At 32.6% G+C, this 22,298-nt stretch carries 17 protein-coding genes; 9 read left to right on the top strand and 8 right to left on the bottom strand.

Going from position 1 to position 22,298, the window contains the following annotated elements; genetic code table 11:
- Positions 1 to 5: 5 nt before the first annotated feature.
- On the top strand, positions 6 to 1,532 hold the full coding sequence (gene dsbI, locus AJ881_RS04425; protein WP_070282602.1) for a disulfide bond formation protein DsbI: 1,527 nt from the start codon (positions 6 to 8) through the stop codon (positions 1,530 to 1,532).
- 20 nt (positions 1,533 to 1,552) lie between these two features.
- Here dsbI and queC read toward each other — a convergent pair whose 3' ends face one another.
- Positions 1,553 to 2,227 carry a 7-cyano-7-deazaguanine synthase QueC gene (gene queC / locus AJ881_RS04430; RefSeq protein WP_070282604.1) on the bottom strand — a complete coding sequence of 225 codons (675 nt, stop codon included), beginning with the start codon at positions 2,225 to 2,227 and terminating at the stop codon, positions 1,553 to 1,555.
- 76 nt (positions 2,228 to 2,303) lie between these two features.
- Here queC and AJ881_RS04435 point away from each other — a divergent pair, with 76 nt between their 5' ends.
- Together AJ881_RS04435 and AJ881_RS04440 are read left to right on the top strand one after the other, a co-directional pair.
- Positions 2,304 to 3,530 (top strand): HD domain-containing protein, encoded by a 1,227-nt coding sequence (locus AJ881_RS04435; protein ID WP_002866794.1) that lies wholly within the window; start codon positions 2,304 to 2,306, stop codon positions 3,528 to 3,530.
- 91 nt (positions 3,531 to 3,621) lie between these two features.
- Positions 3,622 to 4,146, top strand: a complete 525-nt coding sequence (locus AJ881_RS04440; protein WP_002880648.1) for a YagU family protein — start codon at positions 3,622 to 3,624, stop codon at positions 4,144 to 4,146.
- Positions 4,147 to 4,157: 11 nt separating this feature from the next.
- Here the strand turns inward: AJ881_RS04440 and ilvD are convergent, their stop codons facing one another.
- Complete coding sequence (gene ilvD, locus AJ881_RS04445; RefSeq protein WP_044778568.1) at positions 4,158 to 5,834, bottom strand: dihydroxy-acid dehydratase; 1,677 nt, start codon at positions 5,832 to 5,834, stop codon at positions 4,158 to 4,160.
- 158 nt (positions 5,835 to 5,992) lie between these two features.
- On the opposite strand from ilvD, the gene AJ881_RS04450 reads away from it, so the two are divergent.
- The 3 genes from AJ881_RS04450 (at position 5,993) to AJ881_RS04460 (ending at position 7,553) form a co-directional block, all read left to right on the top strand.
- Entirely contained in the window at positions 5,993 to 6,640 is a 648-nt protein-coding gene (locus AJ881_RS04450; protein WP_002855562.1) for a ferritin family protein, read from the top strand.
- A 64-nt stretch (positions 6,641 to 6,704) separates the two neighbouring features.
- Positions 6,705 to 6,944 carry a ComEA family DNA-binding protein gene (locus AJ881_RS04455; protein ID WP_002855574.1) on the top strand — a complete coding sequence of 80 codons (240 nt, stop codon included), beginning with the start codon at positions 6,705 to 6,707 and terminating at the stop codon, positions 6,942 to 6,944.
- Positions 6,945 to 6,977: 33 nt separating this feature from the next.
- Positions 6,978 to 7,553, top strand: coding sequence for a ribonuclease HII (locus tag AJ881_RS04460; protein WP_070282606.1), 576 nt, complete (start codon positions 6,978 to 6,980; stop codon positions 7,551 to 7,553).
- Here AJ881_RS04460 and AJ881_RS04465 read toward each other — a convergent pair whose 3' ends face one another.
- The 3 genes from AJ881_RS04465 to AJ881_RS04475 form a co-directional block, all read right to left on the bottom strand.
- Entirely contained in the window at positions 7,554 to 8,999 is a 1,446-nt protein-coding gene (locus AJ881_RS04465) for a glutamate synthase subunit beta (RefSeq protein ID WP_070282608.1), read from the bottom strand.
- 9 nt (positions 9,000 to 9,008) lie between these two features.
- The gene (gene gltB / locus AJ881_RS04470) at positions 9,009 to 13,499 is read right to left on the bottom strand and encodes a glutamate synthase large subunit (RefSeq protein WP_070282610.1); all 4,491 of its coding nucleotides are present in this window, start codon (positions 13,497 to 13,499) and stop codon (positions 9,009 to 9,011) included.
- Between the two features lie 134 nt (positions 13,500 to 13,633).
- Positions 13,634 to 14,941 (bottom strand): Na+/H+ antiporter family protein, encoded by a 1,308-nt coding sequence (locus AJ881_RS04475; protein WP_070282612.1) that lies wholly within the window; start codon positions 14,939 to 14,941, stop codon positions 13,634 to 13,636.
- Between the two features lie 203 nt (positions 14,942 to 15,144).
- Between AJ881_RS04475 and AJ881_RS04480 the strand changes: the two genes are divergently transcribed.
- Positions 15,145 to 16,383 carry a sulfite oxidase gene (locus AJ881_RS04480; RefSeq protein WP_070282614.1) on the top strand — a complete coding sequence of 413 codons (1,239 nt, stop codon included), beginning with the start codon at positions 15,145 to 15,147 and terminating at the stop codon, positions 16,381 to 16,383.
- Positions 16,384 to 16,385: 2 nt separating this feature from the next.
- The gene (locus AJ881_RS04485) at positions 16,386 to 16,727 is read left to right on the top strand and encodes a monoheme cytochrome C (RefSeq protein ID WP_002853099.1); all 342 of its coding nucleotides are present in this window, start codon (positions 16,386 to 16,388) and stop codon (positions 16,725 to 16,727) included.
- 25 nt (positions 16,728 to 16,752) lie between these two features.
- On the opposite strand, the gene gyrB is transcribed toward AJ881_RS04485, so the two are convergent.
- From gyrB to dnaA, 3 genes are all read right to left on the bottom strand, one after another.
- On the bottom strand, positions 16,753 to 19,062 hold the full coding sequence (gene gyrB, locus AJ881_RS04490) for a DNA topoisomerase (ATP-hydrolyzing) subunit B (protein ID WP_070282616.1): 2,310 nt from the start codon (positions 19,060 to 19,062) through the stop codon (positions 16,753 to 16,755).
- Positions 19,063 to 19,091: 29 nt separating this feature from the next.
- Positions 19,092 to 20,159, bottom strand: coding sequence for a DNA polymerase III subunit beta (gene dnaN / locus AJ881_RS04495; protein ID WP_052949453.1), 1,068 nt, complete (start codon positions 20,157 to 20,159; stop codon positions 19,092 to 19,094).
- Positions 20,160 to 20,317: 158 nt separating this feature from the next.
- On the bottom strand, positions 20,318 to 21,640 hold the full coding sequence (dnaA, locus tag AJ881_RS04500; RefSeq protein WP_070277439.1) for a chromosomal replication initiator protein DnaA: 1,323 nt from the start codon (positions 21,638 to 21,640) through the stop codon (positions 20,318 to 20,320).
- A 94-nt stretch (positions 21,641 to 21,734) separates the two neighbouring features.
- Between dnaA and ruvC the strand changes: the two genes are divergently transcribed.
- On the top strand, positions 21,735 to 22,217 hold the full coding sequence (gene ruvC, locus AJ881_RS04505) for a crossover junction endodeoxyribonuclease RuvC (protein ID WP_083259450.1): 483 nt from the start codon (positions 21,735 to 21,737) through the stop codon (positions 22,215 to 22,217).
- Positions 22,218 to 22,298: the final 81 nt, after the last annotated feature.

Below are 22,298 nucleotides of genomic sequence, written 5' to 3' on the forward strand. Positions count from 1 at the left end.
GCTAAATGAACGAAATCAATAAAACAAAAAATTTCTACTCACTAATGTGTTTAGCAGGCTTTTTGATCATACTCTTACCTGTAGGTATTGCAAATTTTGTATTTGGTTATATGTTGGGTGATAGTCCCTGCACACTTTGCTGGGGACAAAGAGAAGCAATGATCTTTATCGGTGTGATGGCGCTTTTCATTGTTCGTTATGGTATGAAAGGTAAATACCTTGCTGCTCTTTTAATCATGACAGCAGTAGGCCTTTATCAATCTTTTGCTCACTATGGCAATCACGCTCATAGAGATTTAGATCAAGGTTTTGGTTTAGCAGTTTTTGGTATCCATACTTATTTTTGGGCTGAAGTGGTATTTTGGGCTGTTGTATTGCTTTTAGGTGTGATTTTTGCTTTTGCTCCTAAATTTAATGCTTTTGAAGCAGAATTAAATGGAGAAAAATTTAGAAAATATACGAAATTTTCTCTCGCAGCTGTAGTTATCAGTGCGATTGTAGTAGCTTCAAATGTTTTCCAAGCTTTTGTAAGCACAGGAATTCCTCCTTATGTGGGACAAGGCGATCCTGTAAGATTTAGCTTAAATCCAAAATACATCATTTGGAGTAAAGAAGGTTGGAATGGTTTATGGCAAAATATTTCTTTCTTAGGAAAGCGCGATGTTAAAGCTCCTGATTATGCTTTTGCACCTGCAAGTGAAAAACTTGGCATAAAATTTGATAATGATATCAACAATGCTCCATTTGCAAAAATCAATGATGAGCTTAAAATCACAAATGAACAAACTATAAATTTTGACAAAGCCATCAATACTCTTGATTATATCAACAATGAATTTGTAGCAAGCTCTAAATGGGATGTGGCTTTCTTAGATAATAATTTTAGCGTTAAAGAAGGTTTTGAGCTTGATCCTTATTTTTCAGCTACTATCGATCCAATTATTGGCATCATACCTTATATGAACGATAAATTCATTCTTATGGGCTCAAACAAATCTTTCTTAAGATTTGCAAAAAATCCTAATGCAAGTAAAGAAGATATCGCTAAACAATACGCTGATTTTGTAAAAGGTAATGATAAATTTAAAGGCCAAGGCGAAGGTTTAGGTCGTGGAAGACTTGATACTGTAAGAGCAAAATTTAACCATGTAGCAAGCATGAGCACAGATGGAAATTATCTTTATCTTGCAACTGTTCCAAACAACAAAGACGCTAAAACTTTTGTAATCTCTAAAATTTCTTTAAAAGATCGTGTTCTTTCAGGAGAATTTACTCCAAAAGCAAATCTTAAAGAAGGTAAAACTTTAGGCGATCTTTATGTAACTTCTATGACTTTTAAAGATGGAGAAATTTATGCACTAAGCAAAAATCACAATGTGATTGCCGTAATTGATCCAGTTAAGGAAGAAGTAGTAAAAACTATCGCTTTCCCAAGCTCTATCACTAATGCAAGAAGTATTTTCTTTAAAGATGGAAAAATCAACATTCTTTCTTATCAAGATGGAGCAAACAAGCTTTATACTCTAAACTAAGCTTTAAGTCCTAGTGAAAACTAGGACTTATATTTGATCTTATCTTTAAACCCTGCTTTTTCAAAACCTCTTAAACGAAGCAAACAACTATCGCACTCCCCACATGCTTCATCTTCACTCTCATAACAAGACCAAGTAAGTTCTAAAGGTACATTTTCTTTTAAAGCTAGTTCTACAATTTTAGCTTTGTTCAGTCTAACAAGCGGAGTTTTTATACAAACTTTGAAATTCTTACTCGTACCTTCATTGATAAATTCTTGTGCCTTTTGTATAAACTCATCAGTACAGTCAGGATAACCACTGCCATCTTCTTCTACCACCCCTATAAAAATACTCTCACAATTTTCCTTTTCAGCCAAAGATCCTGCTATGCTTAAGAAAATTCCATTGCGAAAAGGCACATAGGTGATAGGTGGGGTATTGCTTATGTAAAGCTCGTTTTTAGGAATGTCTATGCTTTTATCGGTTAAGGCATTACCCCCTATATCTTTGATAAAACTCACATCTAAAATATAAGATTTTTCTACTTTTAAAGCCTTGCAAATTTGCTTAAAACATTCTCTTTCTTTCTCTTGAGTGCGTTGTTCATAATCAAAATGCAAAGCGATGATTTCATAACCTTCTTTTTTGGCTAGATAAGCACACAAAGTACTATCCATACCGCCACTTATGATACAAAGTGCTTTTTTACTCATTTTTATCCTTAAATTTGCTATAATTTCGCAATTTTAACGAAAATTTTTAAATTTAAATTGCAAAAAAGGCAAAAGCATGATAAACATAAAACTCATAGAACACATTTTTAAAGCCGCTTCTATCAGTCGTTGGAATGATTATCCAAGAATGGCAAATTTGGTTGAGCTTGACAAACAAGCTCATAAATTCATCATCGCATATTTTATCGCTAAAATGGAAAAAGATGTGGATATGAGAGTGATTATAGAAGGGGGAATTTTTGAGTTTTTAAGTCGTGTGGTAGTAACCGATATACGCCCTGATGTGTATCATGAAATCGTGCGTCAAAAAAAAGCTGAAGTTAATGCTTGGGTTTTAAGCAAAATCGAACCTATGATAGAAGATATAGAAGAAGGAGAGTTTTTAAAGCGTTTTGAAGCGTATTTAAACGGCAATGCTTACGCTAAAGAAAGGCTTATCTTAAAAGCAGCTTCGTATTTTGCTACAAGATGGGAATTTAACATAGTTTATCAAACCTCAGCTTTTTTAAATGATATTGATGAGATTAAAAACAAAGTTGAAGAAGAATTAGAAGATTACTATGAGCTTATAGGAGCTAGAAAAATCGCTTTAAATCAAAAAATAGCCAAAATCATCGATCTTAGCGGAAGACTTCGCTTTCAAAAGCGTTGGGCTCAAACTCCACGCATACCAGAAACTGCGGTTTTAGGACATATGCTTGTGGTGGCGATTTTGGGATATTTTTACTCACTAAAAATCAAGGCTTGCGATAAAAGACTTGAGAATAATTTTTATTGTGCTTTGTTTCATGATTTGCCAGAGTCTTTAACGCGTGATATTATCAGCCCTGTAAAATACGGTATTGATGGGCTTCATGATATCATAAATGATTATGAAATGAAACTTATTAATGAAAGAATTTTACCCTTTGTGCCTGAGGGTTTAAGGGCTGAGTTTTCTTATATTTTAGGTATTAGAGAAGGTAGAAACGATGAGTCAAATTTTGTAAAAAATGAGTTTGAAAATCGCACTTATAAAAATGCTAAAATAGAGCTTTGTAGCGGAAGTTTAAGTTCTTTTAATGAAAATGAATTTGGTGCTATAGATGGTAAGGCGCTTAAATACTGCGATAAAATTGCTGCTTATATAGAAGCAGGACTTAGTATAAGCTATGGTGTAAAGTCTAAAGAACTTGAAAGTGGTTTTTTAGGAATGTATGAGTTTTTTAAAGAAAATCCTACTATAGATGGGGTGAATTTTTTTGAAATTTGTGAAAGTTTAAGAGAGTATTTTAAAATTTAAATAAGATTTTTATACTCCTATTTTCAATATGTTTTAAATAAAAATATTATAAATTCAAATTTTATTTTGTATAAAACATAAAGGAGTTATTATGAAAAAATACTTTCAAAAGCGCTATACTTTAGCCTTTTTTATAGGTATATTAGCGGGTATTTTCGGAGCTATTGTTAAATGGGGTTGGGAAGTACCTTTTCCTCCAAGAAATCCCAATATTTTTTGGCCAGCAGATGCTTTAGAACGTGTTACTCCACCTAAAATTTTTCTAGAACAACTAGGCTTACCTACTGATTGGACTTATATGTTTTCAGGTATGCAAATGCCTTTGTCAATTTTTATAGTGCATGTCGGTTTTTCTATTGTTTTTGGAGTGGCTTACTGTATGATAGCGGAAAAATGGCACCGTATTACTATGTGGCAAGGTGCAGTTTTTGGATTTTTTGTTTATCTTTTTGCCCATGTTATTGTAATGCCTTTAATTGCAGAAGTTCCACCACTTTCTGAAATTCCTTTTGATGAACACCTGTCTGAAATTTTTGGCCATATTGTTTGGCTGTGGGGTATGGAAATAGTTCGTAGAGATATAAGAAATCGTATAACTAAAGAAATAGAAGAATGAAAGTTTTCCTTTCATTCCATATCCAAAACCGCACCTTTACTAGCATTGCTAACAAGTTTTTGATACATTCTAAGCCATCTTGAAGGCACTTCTTTTTGAGGTAATACAAATTCTTTTTTGCGTTTAGCAATTTCTTCTTCGCTTAAATTTGCATGGATGGTATAAGCATCTACATCAATTTCTATTTCATCTCCATCTTTTAAAAGTCCTATAAGACCACCTTCAGCTGCTTCAGGGGAAATATGACCCACGCTTAAACCCCTTGTAGCCCCACTAAAACGACCATCGGTGATTAAAGCCACATCAGCACCCAAACCCATACCCATTAAAAGTGAAGTAGGGCTTAACATTTCTTGCATACCAGGACCCCCTTTTGGACCTTCATAGCGTATCACACAAACATTTCCTTTTTGCACCTTGCCTTTGATAATGCCTTTTATAGCTTCATCTTGAGAGTTAAAACAAACAGCTTTGCCTTTAAATTTTCTTTCTCCGATTATTCCTGCGGTTTTTATGACACAACCTTGCTCAGCTAAATTTCCAAACAAAATAGCAAGCCCACCTACTTTTGAGTAAGCATTATCTACCTTACGAATGATATTTTCATCTTTGATTTTGGCATTTTTTAAGCGTTCTTTGAGACTTTCTCCTGTGATAGTCAGTGCATCAAGTTCTAAAATATGTCCTTGTCTGCTTGAAATTTCAGCCATAACTGCACTCACACCCCCTGCTTTGTGGATATCATCCATATAAACACTATTTAGCGATGGGGCTATTTTTGCTATGTGTGCAACTTTGCTTGAGATGAAATTTAAATCTTTAATGTCTAGTGCTACCCCTGCTTCACGCGAAATGGCAAGCATGTGTAAAACTGTATTGCTACTTCCACCCATTGCCATATCTACTACCATAGCATTACGCACGGCTTTTTGAGTGATGATATTGCGAATTTTAAAACGCTCATCTAAGGCGATTTCACAAATACGACGCGCTGCTTTTCTTAAAAGCTCTTCTCTTTCTTTACTTAAGGCTAAGATGGTTCCATTACCTTCTAGTGCTATACCCATAGCTTCGCATAAGGTATTCATAGAATTTGCTGTAAACATTCCCGAGCAAGATCCACCGCTTGGACAAGCTGAACATTCTATGTCTTTAAATTCTTCTTCGCTAATTTTTTTGGCTTCATAAGCCCCTACAGCTTCAAAAACAGAGCTAAGGCTGATCTTTTCTCCTTTTTTGGTTACTCCTGAAGCCATAGGCCCACCACTTACAAAAATGGTTGGAACATTAACCCTTAAAGCTCCCATTAACATACCAGGAGTGATTTTATCGCAGTTTGGGATACAGATTAAAGCATCAAGTTGATGAGCATTCATCACTGTTTCAATGGAATTTGCGATAATTTCACGACTTGGTAAAGAATAAAGCATACCTTCATGCCCCATAGCTATACCATCATCTACACCTATGGTATTAAACTCAAAAGGCACACAACCATTTTTGCGTATCTCATCTTTAATGATTTTAGCATAATCATTTAAAAAATAATGCCCTGGGATTATGTCTATATAGCTATTTGCTACACCTATAAAAGGTTTGTCAAAATCTTCATCTTTCAAACCACAAGCACGAAGTAAAGAACGATTAGGTGCTTTTAAATGTCCTTTTTTTATCGCATCGCTTCTCATTGTAACTCCTGATAATAATTTTTTAAAATTATATTTAGCAAAGCTTAATTTTTGTGAAATTTATTTTGATATACATTTTCATAAATGATAAAAATTATTAATTGACAAAAATATTTTTTTATAATACAATGCTTTTTGATAATCAAAAAGGAGTCAAAATGAGACAATATGAAACCTATAAATGCCAAAAATGTGGCAATGAAGTAGAAGTTCAAAATGTAGGCGGTGGTAAACTTAGTTGTTGCGGTGAAGAAATGAAATGTATCACTACAGATTTAACTGCAGTAAATTTGATGAAAGCTTTTGCAGGCGAATCTATGGCAAGAAACAAATACGATTTGTTTGCTGATGTAGCTGAAGAAGAAGGTTGGCACGCGGTTGCTAGACATTTTAGAGAAGCAGCTGAAAATGAAAAATGGCATGCAAGAGCAGAATTTAAAGCATATCATGAAATCGTTGATGGCAAACCTTTAGAAGTAACTACAAAAAATCTAGTAAGTGCCGCAGAAGGTGAAAACTATGAGCACACAACTATGTATCCAAATTTTGCAAAAATCGCTGAAGATGAAGGTAAAAAGGCTATAGCAAGATTATTTACAGCTATTGGTAAAGTAGAAATCGAACACGAAAGAGAATATCTAGCGCTTAAAAAAATGCTTGAAGAAGAAGAATTTTTTAATAGCGAAGTAGAAGAATTATGGGTTTGTGAAGTATGCGGACATATACATCGTGGCAAAAAAGCTCCAGCAGCCTGTCCTTTATGTAAAGCACCAAAAGAGTATTTTAAACGCGAATTTTTGGGTTAAGTTAAGAAATTCTTATCCTTTTTAAGATAATATTATAATTATTTTTTAATAAAAGGATAAGAAAATGAAAAAATTACTATTTTTATTTTTTGCTTTAACGGCTTTTCTCTTTGGTGCTGTAAATATCAACACTGCAACACTAAAAGAATTAAAAAGTTTAAATGGTATTGGCGAAGCTAAGGCTAAAGCGATTTTAGAATACCGCAAAGAAGCAAATTTTACAAGTATTGATGATCTTAAAAAAGTTAAAGGCATAGGTGATAAGCTTTTTGAAAAAATCAAAAATGATATCACAGTAGAATAAAAGGGCATTTTTGCCCTTCTTTTTAGAAAAATTTTGAAAACTTTATTTGACACAAAAGAACTTTTAAACGAATTTGACATAAATTTAATTGGTATTGATGAAGCAGGACGCGGTGCTTTGGCAGGTCCTATGATGATGGCAGCTTGCAAATTGAACAAAAAACTTCATGGGTTGTGTGATTCTAAAAAACTAAGCGAAAAAAAACGCGAAGAACTTTATGAAATCATCATCAAAAATTCAAACTATCTCATACTTGCTTTTTCTTCAGAGCAAATCGACGCACTAGGCTTAAGCACTTGTTTAAAAACAGGCTTAAAGCTTATAAAAAAGCATTTTAAAACAGAAAATAACTTCTTATATGATGGAAAGACCAACCTAGGTATAAATGGGATAAAAACACAAATCAAAGCCGATTCTAGCATTTTGCAAGTAAGTGCAGCTAGCATACTTGCAAAAGTTAGTAAAGATAGGGTGATGAATTTCTTAGCTAAAGACTTTCCTTGTTATGAATTTGAAAAAAACAAAGCCTATGGCACAAAAGCTCATAAAGAACTTATAGCTAAATTTGGAATTTGCAAACTCCACCGAAAAAGTTTTAAACTTTTATGATTATTTTGCTAAATTTTGATGCAAACTCAAAGCACATTCTATACCATCTTTTATAGCCCAAACAACTAAAGATTGTCCTTTTCTAGCATCTCCACAAGCAAAGATTTTTTTATGAGTGGTTTGGAAATTTTCTGTGCTTATGTTGTTTTTCTCATCTAATTTCACTCCAAAATTTTTAGCGATAGCTTCTTCGCACCCGCTAAAACCCATAGCTAAAAGCACTAAATCCGCTTTATAAGTTTTTTTAGAATTTGAAATTTCGACATTTATAGCTTTGCCTTCTTTAAACTCGCGTTTTAAATCATTTGCTTCAACGCCTTCTACATGAGTTTTTCCTAAAAATTTCTTTGTCATTTTTTGATATTCCCTAGGATCTTTGCCATATACAGCAATGGCTTCTTCTAAACCATAATCAGTAGTAAAAATGTCAGCTTTTAAAGGCCAAGGATTGTTTTGGCTTCTTTGCAAAGGTCTTTTTGGACTTCTTTCAAAACGCACTATAGATTTAGCCCCTTGTCTTGTCGCTATAGCGATACAATCCACACTTGTATCCCCGCTTCCTATAACCAAGACATTTTTACCTTTGGCCGTATCTGCACCCTTGCCTGTTTTTAACAAAGTTTTGGTATTTTGCGTTAAAAAATCAAGGGCAAATTCAACCCCTTTTAGCTTTCTACCTTCTATATCAAGATCTATAGGCTTACTTGCTCCTGTACAAAGCACCAAAGCATCAAATTCTTTTAGAAGTTTTGAAACCTTATCTTTGCTGTCTATATTTTCATTCACTTTAAATTCAATCCCGCTTTTTTTAAGCAAATCCACCCGTCTTTGAACTATACTTTTATCAAGCTTCATATCAGGGATGCCATACATCAAAAGTCCGCCTATTTTATCGCTTCTTTCAAAAACACTTACTTTATAACCTAGTGAATTTAAAGTATTAGCACAAGCAAGTCCAGCGGGTCCACTTCCTATGATAGCGATTTTTTTGCCATTGTATTGCTTAGGTTTATTTACTCTTACTAAATTTTCTTTAAAAGCATTTTCTATAATGGATAATTCATTATTTTTGATACTCACACTTGTACCATTTATCGCACACACACAAGAATCCTCACAAGGAGCAGGGCAAACACGACCGGTAAATTCAGGAAAAGGATTAGTAAGTTCAAGTCTTTCATAAGCTTCTTCCCATAAAGAACGATAAATAAGATCGTTCCATTCAGGAATGAGATTGTTTAAAGGACAGCCTACGTCTTTCCCTTCGCTCATCACGCCCGTATGACAAAAGGCCACACCACAATCCATACATCGTCCGCCCTGAATTTCTTGTTCTTTTTTATCCAAAGGTATAGTAAATTCTTTGAAATTTAAAACCCTTTCCTTAGGAGCAATTTTTTTAAAATCCATTCTTTTAAAGTCTAAAAAACCTCTTGCATTTCCCATTTTTACTCCTTATTTTTGTGTGATTTTCAAAAATGCTGCTAAATTTGGATCTTTTTCATTTTTGCAAAGATCAAGCATTTTTAACATCTTTTCATAATCTCTTGGCATGACTTTAAAAAAGTCTTTTTTATCGAATTTTTCTAAAATATCTTTAGCCTTTTTAGAATCTGTATAAGCGATATGTTTTTCTATCACAGCTTTTAATTCTTTTTCATCCTTAGCATTAAGATCTTTAATATCCACAAGCTCGGTATTTACATGAGCTTCATTGTGTCTTCCAAAAATATAAACAACGCCCCCACTCATACCAGCAGCGAAATTCGCACCCACATCTCCAAGAACTACAACTTGCCCACCTGTCATATATTCACAACCATGCACGCCTGTTCCTAAAACCACAGCCAAAGCTCCTGAATTTCTTACACAAAATCTTTCCCCTGCTATACCATCTAAATACACTTCACCCTCAGTTGCTCCATATAAACAAGCATTTCCTGCGATGATATTTTCTTCAGGCGAAAAAGTAGCTTCATTTGAAATTTTTGCTATGATTTTGCCACCACTTAAACCCTTGCCTAAATAATCATTGCTATCGCCTATAATCTCAAGTTTAATGCCCTTTAACAAAAACGCTCCAAAGCTATTACCTGCATTGCCTATAGCTTTGATATGGATACTATCTTCATCTAAAGCATCTTTTCCATAAGTTTTTAAAATTTCACTTGAAAGCATAGTTGCAAAAGTACGACTTTGATTTCCTACTTCTAAAGAAAGTTTGATAGGCTCTTTTTTCTCCACAGCATTTTTACAAAGTGGTAGTAAAATTCTATAATCAATCGTTTTTTCAAGTTTATTGTCTTTATAATCTTTAAAATGCACAGCAGTTCTATTATAAGTAGGCAAGGATTTTAAAATTTTATCTAAATTTAGCTTTCCTGCTTTACCTTGCACACTTTTTTGGCGGAGTTTATCCACGCGACCTATCATATCATCTAGGCGTTCAAAACCAAGCCTTGCCATGTATTCTCTAAGCTCCTGGGCTATAAAATACATGAAATTAATCACATCATCTACTTTGCCTTTGAAACGATCTCTAAGTTCTGTATCTTGAGTGGCTATACCAAAAGGACAGGTATTTAGATGACAAACTCTCATCATCGTACAACCTAAAACAATCAAAGGCGCGGTTGCAAAACCAAATTCTTCAGCTCCTAAAAGTGCTGCTATGGCTAAATCACGCCCATTCATAAGCTTTCCATCAGTTTCTAATCTTACCCTATCTCTAAGCTTGTTTAAAATCAAAGTTTGATGTGTTTCAGCCAAACCTAACTCCCAAGGAATTCCTGCATGCGGTATAGAAGTTCTAGGACTTGCACCCGTACCTCCATCATAACCTGAAACAAGGATTAAATTCGCTCCTGCCTTAGCCACACCTGCAGCAACCGTTCCTATGCCATTTTCGCTTACAAGTTTTACTGAAATTTTAGCGTCTTTGTTAGCATTTTTTAGGTCATAAATAAGTTGAGCCAAATCTTCTATAGAATAAATATCATGATGAGGAGGTGGGGAAATAAGCGTCACACCTGCAGTAGAATGTCTAGCCTTGGCTATCCAAGGATAGACTTTAAAGCCCATTAATTGTCCGCCTTCACCTGGTTTTGCGCCTTGAGCGACTTTGATTTGAATTTCTTTTGCATGACTTAAGTAGTTTAAATCCACGCCAAAACGCCCACTTGCTACTTGCTTAATGGCTGAGTTTTTATCCACACCCTCTTTGATTTCATAGCGTTCTTCATCCTCTCCACCTTCACCTGAATTTGATTTAGCACCTATTTTATTCATAGCTTGTGCTAAACACTCGTGTGCTTCTTTAGAAATAGAACCATAACTCATCGCCCCTGTTCTAAAGCGTTTAACTATACTTTCTACACTTTCAACCTTATCTATACTGATAGCTTCACTAAAATCAAATTCCATCAAAGAACGCAAATTAACTTGTTTTTCATCTACTAAAGCCGAGTATTTTTTAAAGCTTTTATAGTCTTTGTTACGACAGGCTTGCTGAAGATTAAAAATCACAAGCGGATCGATTAAATGTTCTTCTTTAGCACTTCTAAAACTATGAATTCCTTTAGAATCTAAAGCCTTATGTGTATCATTAAAAGCATGTTTGTGTAAAGCAATGAGTTCTTTTTCAAAATCTTCTAAATCCATACCTTCAATGCGTGAAGTTGTAGAAGTGAAGTATTTATCAATCACCTTAGAGCTTAAACCCAAACATTCAAAAAGTGCAGAGCCATTATAACTTTGCAAGGTAGAAACTCCCATTTTAGAAGCAATTTTGACTATACCACTTGAACTTGCCTTGATGAAATTTTCTACCGCCTTTTCATAACTTAAATTTAAATCTTTATTGACAATGAGTTTTTGTATGCTCTCATAAACCAAATAAGGATTAATAACAGTCGCACCATAACCTAAAAGACATGCAAAATGATGAATTTCTCTAGGTTCACCACTTTCGATAATAAGACTTGTGTGTGTTCTTAAATTTTTTCTTACTAGATGATTATGCACTCCAGAAACAGCAAGCAAAGCGGGGATATAAGCGTTTTTTTCATCCACTCCTTTATCGCTTAAAATGATAATAGAAACACCTTTTTTAACCTCATCTTCTATCTTAACGCAAAGCTCATCTAAAGCCTTTTCTAAAGTTTTTTTAGAATAATCATAAAGTATAGAAAATTCTTTAACTTGAAATTTATTTAAAGCCTTAACTTCAAAAAGTTCTTCATTACTTATCACAGGCAAGGCTATTTTTACGCGTTTTGCATTGTTTTCATCAGGTTTTAATAAATTGCCTTCACTTCCTAGATAAATCCTTGTAGAAGTAACGATCTCTTCTCTTATGGCATCAAGAGGAGGGTTAGTTACTTGTGCAAAAAGTTGTTTAAAATAATTATACAAAGGTTGATAAGTTTTAGAAAGTATAGCCAAAGGAGTATCTACACCCATAGCTGCTATAGCTTCTTTACCATTTTGAGCCATAGCAGCCACACTCATTTTAAGCTCATCATAACTCCAACCAAAAGCTTTTTGGAGTTTTAAAACCTCATCTTCTTTTAAAAACTGATGTTTATAAACTCCGCTTTTTTGTTTTTCAAGTTCAACTAAATTTTTAAGCCATTTTTTATAAGGCTTAGCATTAGCATAATGCTCTTTGATTTCATTATCAGCTATAACCCTACCTCTTGCTGTATCAACGAGTAAAAGTTTTCCAGGTTCTAAGCGTTTTTTAGCTTTGATATTTTTTTCATCAAGTTTTAAAGCCCCTGTTTCACTTGAAAGTATGAGCATATCATCTTTTGTAAGATAATACCTTGAAGGACGAAAACCATTTCTATCCAAACTCGCCCCCATAATCACTCCATCAGTAAAAACTATAGCAGCAGGTCCATCCCAAGGCTCCATCAATAAAGAATGATACTCATAAAAAGCACGCTTTTTGCTTTCCATATTTTCATTTTTATGCCAAGGTTCTGGCACCATCATCATAAAAGCTTCTTCTAAAGTGCGACCATTTAGAGCTAAAAATTCTAAAGTATTATCAAACATTGCAGAATCACTGCTAGGTTTAGCTATGATGGGAAAAATTTCATCTAAATTTTCAAAATACTCACTTTGCATCAAGCCTTCTCTAGCTCTTATGCTATCAACATTTCCGCGTATGGTATTAATCTCTCCATTATGCACCATATAACGGTTTGGATGGGCTCTTTCCCAACTTGGGAAAGTATTAGTCGAAAAGCGAGAATGCACCAAAGCAATGGCTGATTTCATATTGACATCTTTAAAATCAAGATAAAAATCGCTCAATTGAGTTGAAAGAAGCATTCCTTTATAAACTATGGTGCGTGAAGAAAAACTTGAAAAATAAAATTTTGGCACATTAATAGCTCTTTTTTCTATAAGTCGACGCGTACTATAAAGCACTCTTTCAAACTCAAGTCCTGCACTTATTTTACTTGGTTTTTTCACAAAGGCTTGTAAAAAATAAGGCATAGCTTTTAAAGCACTTGCACCTATATCGCTAGGATTAAAAGGCACTTCTCTAAAACCTAAAAATTCAAGTTTTTTATCCTTTAAACCTTGTAAAAATATTTCTTTTGCTTCTTCTTTTGCATCAGTATTGGGTGATAAAAACATCTGTGCTACACCATAATCACCCTTTTTAGGAAGTTCAAAACCCAATTCTTGAGTTTTAAAAAAATCATGTGGAATTTGGATCAAAATCCCTGCCCCATCACCTGAATTTTCTTCAGCTCCTGCACCACCTCGGTGTTCAAGATTCATCAAAATTTCTAAAGCATCACAAATAACCTTATAAGAGGCAATACCGCGTATATTAGCAATTGCAGCGATACCGCAGGCATCATGTTCGTTCTTTGGGTGATATAAACCTATGCTTTGATTATTTTCTAGGATATTTTCTAAATCCATTCTGCTCTCCTTATAAGACTGATTTAAATTTTGTTAGCTTTATAAAGGATTATAGCATATATTTTTTTAAAATCGATATAATTTTTATCTTAAAAATAAATAAATTAAAAAATATTTTGATAGATTTGTAAAAATTATAAAAACATGGCGATAATACTACCTAAAATCAATAATGGGCCATTATAAAAAATAAAAGTTGGTATGCAAGTATCTTTAATGTGATCGTGTTGTTTATCAGCATTTAATCCTACAGTAGTTCCCATGGTTGTTTCACTAGCTGGACTTCCTGCATCTCCTAAAGCTCCTGCTACTCCTAAGATAAATATAATAAGTGCTGTACTAAAACCAAGTTCCAAACAAATAGGACAAAAAAGCGTAGCTATGATAGGTATAGTTCCAAAAGAAGTACCTATACCCATAGTGATGATAAGTCCTATTAAAAGCATAAAAAATACTGCTAAAAATTTACTTTGTTCCATCCAAGGAACGACTGAATTTACAAGCTCTACTACTGATCCACTTTCTTTTAAAACTTCTCCATATCCTGCAGCAACAAGGATAACAAAAGCTATAAAACCCATCATTTTAAGCCCATCATCAAAAACTTCATTGACTTTTGAAAATTCAACTCCACCCAAAATAACCATTAAAACAAAACCCAAAAGCCCTGATAAAGGTAAATTCATAGTCAAAATTTGCAAAATTAAAGTTAAAACAAGCCCAGCTAAAACGCCCCATTCCTTACGAGTCATTTCAAGATTTTCTAAATTTACTTTAGCAATTTCTACTTCTTGATATTCTCTTGGCTTACGATAAAACACAAAAAGCGCTAGAAAAAGTCCTGTTATCATACAAATAGCAGCAAAATACATAGTATTTGTAACATCATTTAAAGATACACTTACATTATTTGCATTTAAATTATCTTTTAAAAGATCTTGAAAAGTAAGTCCAAAGCCTACTGGCAAAACCATATAAGGCGTAGTAAGTCCAAAAGTTAAAGCACAAGCAACCGCTCTACGATCGATTTTAAGTTTATTAAAAAGACTTAAAAGAGGTGGAATTAACAAAGGTATAAAAGCCACATGAATAGGAATTAAATTTTGAGAAAAACAAGAAATCAAAGCTATAAACAAAAGCAATAAATATTTTTTATGAGATATAAAATGGCTTACTATCTTAATCAAATATGCAGTTAAATTTGTCTTTGAAATCGCTGCGGCAATGGCTCCTAAGAGTATATAGCTAAGAGCTGTTTTTAAATTTTCTTTCATTCCGCTTATAAGTATATTCATAGTATCTACGAGTTCAAGATGAGAAAATACACCTGCAACAAGAGCTGAAATCAAAAGACTCAAAAGCACATTAAAACGAAGCAAACAAAGTAAAGTCATCAAAACAACACTGATAATGATAGGATTAGTAAGTAAAGTCAAAATCATTCCTTAAATAATTTTAAAAATTTAATTGTAGAAAAAACTTAGTTAAAATGTAATAAAACTCGAACATATGATGATTTTATTTAATATGTAAAATTATAAAAATAATTAATTTTTTTAATTTAAATAATTAATATAATTAATTATTTAAATTTTTAAAATTTATAATAAAATAAAAGATTATATACATATTTAAGGATATTTCAATGAAACAGAACGATCAAAAAGAAAATCGTAGAGACTTTCTAAAAAATATAGGACTTGGTTTATTTGGCATTAGTGTATTGTCAAATTTTTCTTTTGAGAATTTTTTAGGAAGTAAGGCTTTGGCAAAAGAATTACCTGATTTTAAAATAGAAGGTAAAAAAGATCTTATCTATCATGGTGAAAAACCATTAACAGCAGAAACTGAAATTTATGCTCTTGATTCTGATTTTACAAAACCTGAAAATTTCTTTGTTAGAAATAATGGCTTACCACCAAGCCTAGAAACGATAAAAGAAAGACTTCATAAAGGTTGGACTTTAGAAATCGATGGAGAAAGTATTATCAATAAAAAATCTTACACCATAGAGGATTTAAAAAATAAATTTAAAACCTATACTTATGCCTTAACAGTTGAATGCGGTGGAAATGGTAGATCTGAAGTTATACCTAGCACAAAAGGAACTCAATGGGGTTATGGTGCAGTAGCTTGTGGTAGATGGACAGGAGTGCGTTTAAAAGATATTTTAAAAGATTGTGGCATCAAAAATGATGCGGTGTATATCGGATATTATGGTATAGATACAAAATTAAACGGTGAAGAAACTTCACCTATTAGTAGAGGGGTTCCTATTTCTAAAGCTTTACAAGATGAAACTTTAATTGCTTGGGCTTATGAAGGTAAAGATATTCCTTTAGTTAATGGCTATCCGCTTAGACTTGTTTGCGGTGGTTATCCTGCAAGTACAAGCGGTAAATGGCTTTATAAAATTTCAGTAAGAAATAAAATTCATGATGGTGAAAAAATGGAAGGTTCTTATAAAGTTCCTGTAAATCCAGTAAAACCAGGAGATTTTAACTATAAAGGCGAGATGAAAATCATAGAATCAATGCCTATAAGATCTGTAATTACCAATATCAAAAATGGTTCTGAAATAAAAGCAAATAAAAAATTTGAAGTTAGAGGTAAAGCTTGGGCTGGCGAACTTGAAGTTAGTGAAGTTTATGTAAGCAATGATTATGGCGTAACATGGACTAAAGCAAAAGTAGAAAAACCATTAAATAGATTAGCATGGCAAAAATGGAGTGCTCAAATATCAATACCGACAAAAGGATATTATGAAATTTGGGCAAGAGCTATCGATAGTCAAGGTAACAGTCAACCTATGGTTTTAGCACAGTGGAATCCAGGAGGATATATCAATAATGCATGCCATAGAGTTAATGTTTATGGAGTTTAAGTATGAAAAAAATTATATTGATCTTAGCATTGTTTTTAAGTGCAAGTTGGGCTCAAAATCTTGAAATTAACCCTGATACAGGATTGATTATCGATCCTGATTCACCTTTAGTGGAAGCAAATTGTTTAGCTTGTCATGGATCCAATCTCATTACCAACATGCACGCAAGTAGAAAAGCTTGGTTAGCAGCTATAAGATGGATGCAAGATAGTGAAGGACTTTGGGAAATAGAACCTGAAGATGAAGAAAAAATTTTAAATTATCTTGAAAAATATTATGGAGAAAAATACGATACAAGAAGAAGAATTCCTCTAGCTATACTCTTACAAAACAAAACTCATTGAAGAAATCATTTCTTCAATGATAAATTTACACATCCAAATGTTTTACATCTTTAGCGTGTGCTTGGATATAATCGCGTCTTGGTTCAACCTCATCACCCATAAAGAGATTAAAGGTATCATTTGCACTTTGTGCATCTTCAATAGTGATTTTTAAAAGTCTTCTTACGCTTGGATCCATTGTGGTTTCCCAAAGTTGCTCAGGATTCATTTCCCCTAAACCTTTATAGCGTTGTATAGTAGCACCTTTTTTAGCATTGGTTTCAACATCTTCAAGAACTTCTAAAATATCTTTATCAAATTCCAAGCCTCTATCTTTAATCTTATCAAAAATATAACTTGCTTCTTCATATAGTGGATGAGTGAAAAGTTCTTCATTGATCACAAGTTCTTCTAAGCCATTTTGAGTTTGAACGAAAGCTCGAATTTCATTTTCGTTGATATAATGATTTAAGATATTGTGTCCTTGTGTTTCTAAAAATTGTTTGATTACACTAAATAATTCTTCATTATTTCCTTTAACTAAATTTGAATTTTCTATCATATAGCGTATCACAGAAATCACATTAAAACGCTTTTCAAGATCTTTTAAAATCGCACGATAAGCTGCAACGATTTTTAAATAATCTTTTAAATCATTCATTCCTATACCTTCATAGTTTAAACCTTCTATTCCCGTTTCTATCAGGTATTCGCTCAAAGCTTTTTCATCTTTTAAATAAATTTGCTTTTTAGCTTTTTTATAAAGATATAAAGGTGGTTGTGCTAGATAAATATGTCCATTTGTTACAAGTTCATTCATAAAACGGAAGAAGAAAGTTAAAAGCAAGGTTTGTATATGAGATCCATCAACATCCGCATCTGTCATGATGATGATTTTATGATATCTAAGTTTTGAAAGATCAAAATCTTCACCTATACCACAGCCAAAAGCGGTAATCATATTTTGAATTTGCTCAGATTTTAAAATTTTATCTAGTCTTGCTTTTTCAACATTTAAAATTTTACCACGCAAAGGCAGTATAGCTTGGAAAGATCTTTCTCTACCTTGTTTTGCAGAACCTCCTGCAGAATCCCCTTCCACAAGATAAATTTCACTTTCACTTGGATCTTTACTTTGACAATCAGCTAATTTCCCTGGTAAAGTTCCTACGCTTAAACTTTCTTTTTTACGCGTTAATTCTCTGGCTTTTTTCGCTGCTTCTCTACCACGAGCAGCCATTAAAGCTTTGTTCATTATAGCTTTAGCTTCGATAGGATTTTCTTCAAAATATTTAGTCAAATACTCAAAACTTGCTTTTGAAACTATAGGACGCACATAAGTTGAACCAAGTTTTCCTTTGGTTTGTCCTTCAAATTGTGGTTCAGGCACCTTTACACTCACAACAGCGATTAAACCTTCACGCACATCTTCACCCGTGATTTTATTATCTTTTTCTCTAGCACTTGCATTTGCTTCTATATAGTTACTTATCACACGAGTTAAGCCCATTCTAAAACCAGCTTCATGTGTTCCACCATCTGGAGTTTTGATATTATTTACAAAAGAGAGTAAATTTTCGCTATAAGTATCATTGTAAAGCAAAGCTACTTCAACATTCACATCTTCTTCATCTATGCTAAAGAAAATTGCTTTAGTTAAAGCTTCTTTTTTATTTAAGTCTGTAACAAACTGAGAAATTCCACCTTCAAAGTGAAAACTTTCATGTTTGCCTACGCGGTTATCTTTAAAATTTATAGTGATTTTTGGATTTAAGTATGCAAGTTCACGAAATCTTTTAGCCAAAATTTCATAATCAAATTCAGTCACTTCAAAAATTTGATCATCAGGCCAAAATTCTATAGTTGTTCCTGTCTTTTTACTTTTTCCTATCACACCAAATTCACTGATAACTTTACCTTCTGAAAATTCTTGACGATAAATTTCTCCATTTCTTTCAACTGTAGCTACAAGTTTTTTAGAGAGTGCATTTACAACTGAAACCCCAACACCGTGCAAACCACCTGAAACTTTATAAGTATCTTTATCGAATTTTCCCCCTGCATGAAGGACAGTTAAAACAACAGTTAAAGTTGGCATATTTTCAGTTGGGTGCATATCAACAGGAATACCACGACCATTATCACTAACTATACAGCTTCCTTCAGTAGTGATTTCTACATCTATAGTATCACAATGTCCTGCCATAGCTTCATCGATAGAATTATCCACAACTTCATAAATCATATGATGAAGTCCGCCTATGTTTGTATCTCCTATATACATACCTGGGCGTTTTCTAACAGCTTCTAGGCCTTTTAGGACTTTAATATTACTCGCACCGTAATTTTCTTGCATATTTTTCCTTTATCTTTTACTTGTTCTTATTATAAAACCATAGGCATGATAATCATTGATAGTCCTTGGGATTTGACTATAAATGCTGAATTAGGTTCATTTACACTTAAAGTGAATTTTTCTTCTTCTATAGAAGTTAAGAAGTCAAGTAAATATTTGATTTTTATAGTAAGATTAAATTCTTCACTCACTCCTGTTTGAATTTCAAGTTCTGTTTTTGCTTCCATATTGTCTAAACTTATACCTTCAAAGATGATTTTATCTTTGTTAAAATGAAGTTTCATTTTTTCAGTTACAACGCTGATTTTTTTAAGACTATCTATAAAATCTTCAGTTGAAAAGCTAAGTTCTTGTTTGAAAGTTTTTGGTATAACTTTTTCATAATCTGGAAATTTATCGTTAATAAGTTTTGTAAAGAATTCAAAGTTTTCATTTTTAGCGATAAGCATATTTTGATCATAAAAAATTTCTATTTTTTCATAGAAAAGTTTTTGCATTTCCATGATAGCTTTTTTAGGGATACTAAAACTGAATTCTTGATTATTTGCTTTTTCTAAAGTATAGATTGCAAGGCGTTTTGTATCAGTTCCTACGAAGTTAATTTTATCTGTTTTTATATCTAAAAATGCACCATTTAAGGAGTATTTTGGGTTGTTTGTATCAATACTTGGTAATATCTTTTTAAGAGAACGACTTAAGTCACTTGAGTCAATGTCAAATTGGTTTTTTCCTTCTGTATTTGGAAAATTTGGAAAATCTTCGTGATTAAACATAGGAAGTTTATATTTTGTGCTTTTTTGTCTTATAAATAAGAAATTATCAATAGTTTCTAAAACAACTTCTTCATTATTTAAGCTTTTAATAACATCTGTAATACTTTTTGCATTTGCAGTAGCAAAACCACTTGATTCTACGCGGATTTTTTTTATCTTATAGTTGATACCTATTTCATAATCACTAGCTCTAATAAGAAGTTTATCTTCATCAACATGAAAAAAAAGATGAGAAGTAATGGTGCTTGAATCTTTTTTTTCTACATAAGCATTACATAAAATCACTGCAGATTCTAAAGTATTTTTATTGATACTTAACTTCATTTTTTCTCCTTGGTTTATTTTAATTTAAATTCGTTGTAATAATAAGCTTGTTGAAATTGTGAAATTCTTCAAAGCAAAATAATCAAATTTGTATTTTATCATACTTTGCTTAATTTCTTTTTTTCACACTCTAGAATTTATTTTTCACATCCTTTCACTTAACTTTGACTTTTAACAAGAATTTTGTTTTTAAGTTCTTCGATTTTTGCTTTTAAAGAAGCATCATTTTCTATCATTTCTGTGATTTTTTTAACATTATGTGAAATAGCTGTATGATCTTTCATTTCAAAATAATTCGCAAGTTGTGGCATAGTCAAAGCCGTAAGTGCCCTAGCTAGGTAAATCACAATGCGTCTTGCTGTGACTATATTTTGAGTTTTTTTATTGGATTTCACATCGCTTGGTTTGATGTTAAATTCTTTACATACTAAAGATAAAATATCATCTATGGTGATATTTTCTTTCTTTTCTTTGATATGATCTTTCATCACACTTTTTGCAAGTTCGAGTGTGATTTCTTGTCCTAGTATGGTTGCATAAGCATTTAAACTTATGATGATACCTTCGATTTCTCTTATATTATCCCCTAAAGAAGTAGCGATATAGTTTATGATATCATTAGAAAGATTGATATCGTTAAATTCACATTTTTTTCTTATGATGGCTATTTTTGTATCTAGTTGAGGTGGAGTTATATCAGCTATGATCCCATGTGCAAAACGACTTTTTAAGCGTTCGGTTATACCTTTTAGCATGTTGGGTGGATTGTCTGAAGTCATGATGATTTGTCCATCGTTGTTTTTGATTTCATTAAATATAAAGAAAAATTCTTCTTGAATTTTATCGGTTTTTCCTAAAAACTGCACATCATCTATAAGCAAAACATCGCAGTTTCTATATTTTTCATGAAATTTATCTAAAGAGCCATTTTTTAAATTTGAAGTAAAATCATTGATAAAATTTTCACTTGTAGCGTAAATGACTTTTTTTCCCATTTCTAAGCTTGCATTTCCAACCGCTTGAAGTAAATGTGTTTTTCCAAGTCCTGTAGGTCCATAAACAAAGATAGGATTATAAAGTTTTCCAAGCTTGTCTTTATGTATTATAGCTTTACATGCTCCATAAGCGTATTTGTTAGAATCCCCTACAACAAAACTTTCAAAAGTAAAAGAAGGATTTAAAATCGTGCTTTGTGCCTTTATATGAGCTATGTCGATTTTTGTGCTTTTGTTGCTTTGCTTAGCACTTTGTGCTTGTATGTTTATGATGGCTTTATTTCCGCTTTGCACTTCATAAAAATGTGCGATTTTTTTGCCGTATTTTGTTTGTATGAATTTAGCCATGAGTTCATTTGGAGCATTAAAAACCAAAAGATCTGCTTTGCTTTGCTTTTCATTGAATTTTAAATTTGATAGATAGTTTTCGTATTCGTTTTCGCTTAATTCTTTTTTTAAATTTTCAAGTATTTGGCTTGGATTCATAATCTCTCTTTAAATTTTGCATAATGTATAAATTTTATCTTAAATTTCATAAAAAAAGGTTAAAATCCGCTTTTGTATTTTATTTTCAAAAGGTATGAATTTGAAAATTTTAGGTATAGATCCAGGTTCGAGAAATTGTGGTTATGCTATCATAGAAGTCAGCAAAGGAAAAAATATTCTCATAGAAGCAGGGCTTATAAAGATAAAGCCAAGCATCTTACAGTATCAAATCACAGAGCTTTGCGAGGGTTTGGATTTGATTTTTAAAAATCATTCTTTTGATGAGGTGGCTATAGAAGATATCTTTTTTGCTTACAATCCAAAAACCGTTTTAAAACTTGCACAATTTCGCGGAGCCCTATCTTTAAAAATTCTTCAAATTCATGGAGACTTTGCAGAATACACTCCCTTACAAGTGAAAAAAGCCGTCACAGGAAAAGCCAAAGCAACCAAAGAACAAGTTGCTTTTATGGTAAAAAGACTTTTAGGACTTAGTAAAGATGTCAAGCCTTTAGATATCACAGATGCTATAGCAGTGGCTTTAACCCATGCGGCAAATTTAAGAGTTAGGGTATGATTTTGGTAATTTTCATTACACAAAAGCCCAAAGTTCCATAAACTCCTAAAATACCTTTAAATTTTTTCTATAAATTTTTAA

It is taken from the genome of Campylobacter sp. BCW_6460 (assembly GCF_001762705.1).
GTDB classification, from domain to species: domain Bacteria; phylum Campylobacterota; class Campylobacteria; order Campylobacterales; family Campylobacteraceae; genus Campylobacter_D; species Campylobacter_D jejuni.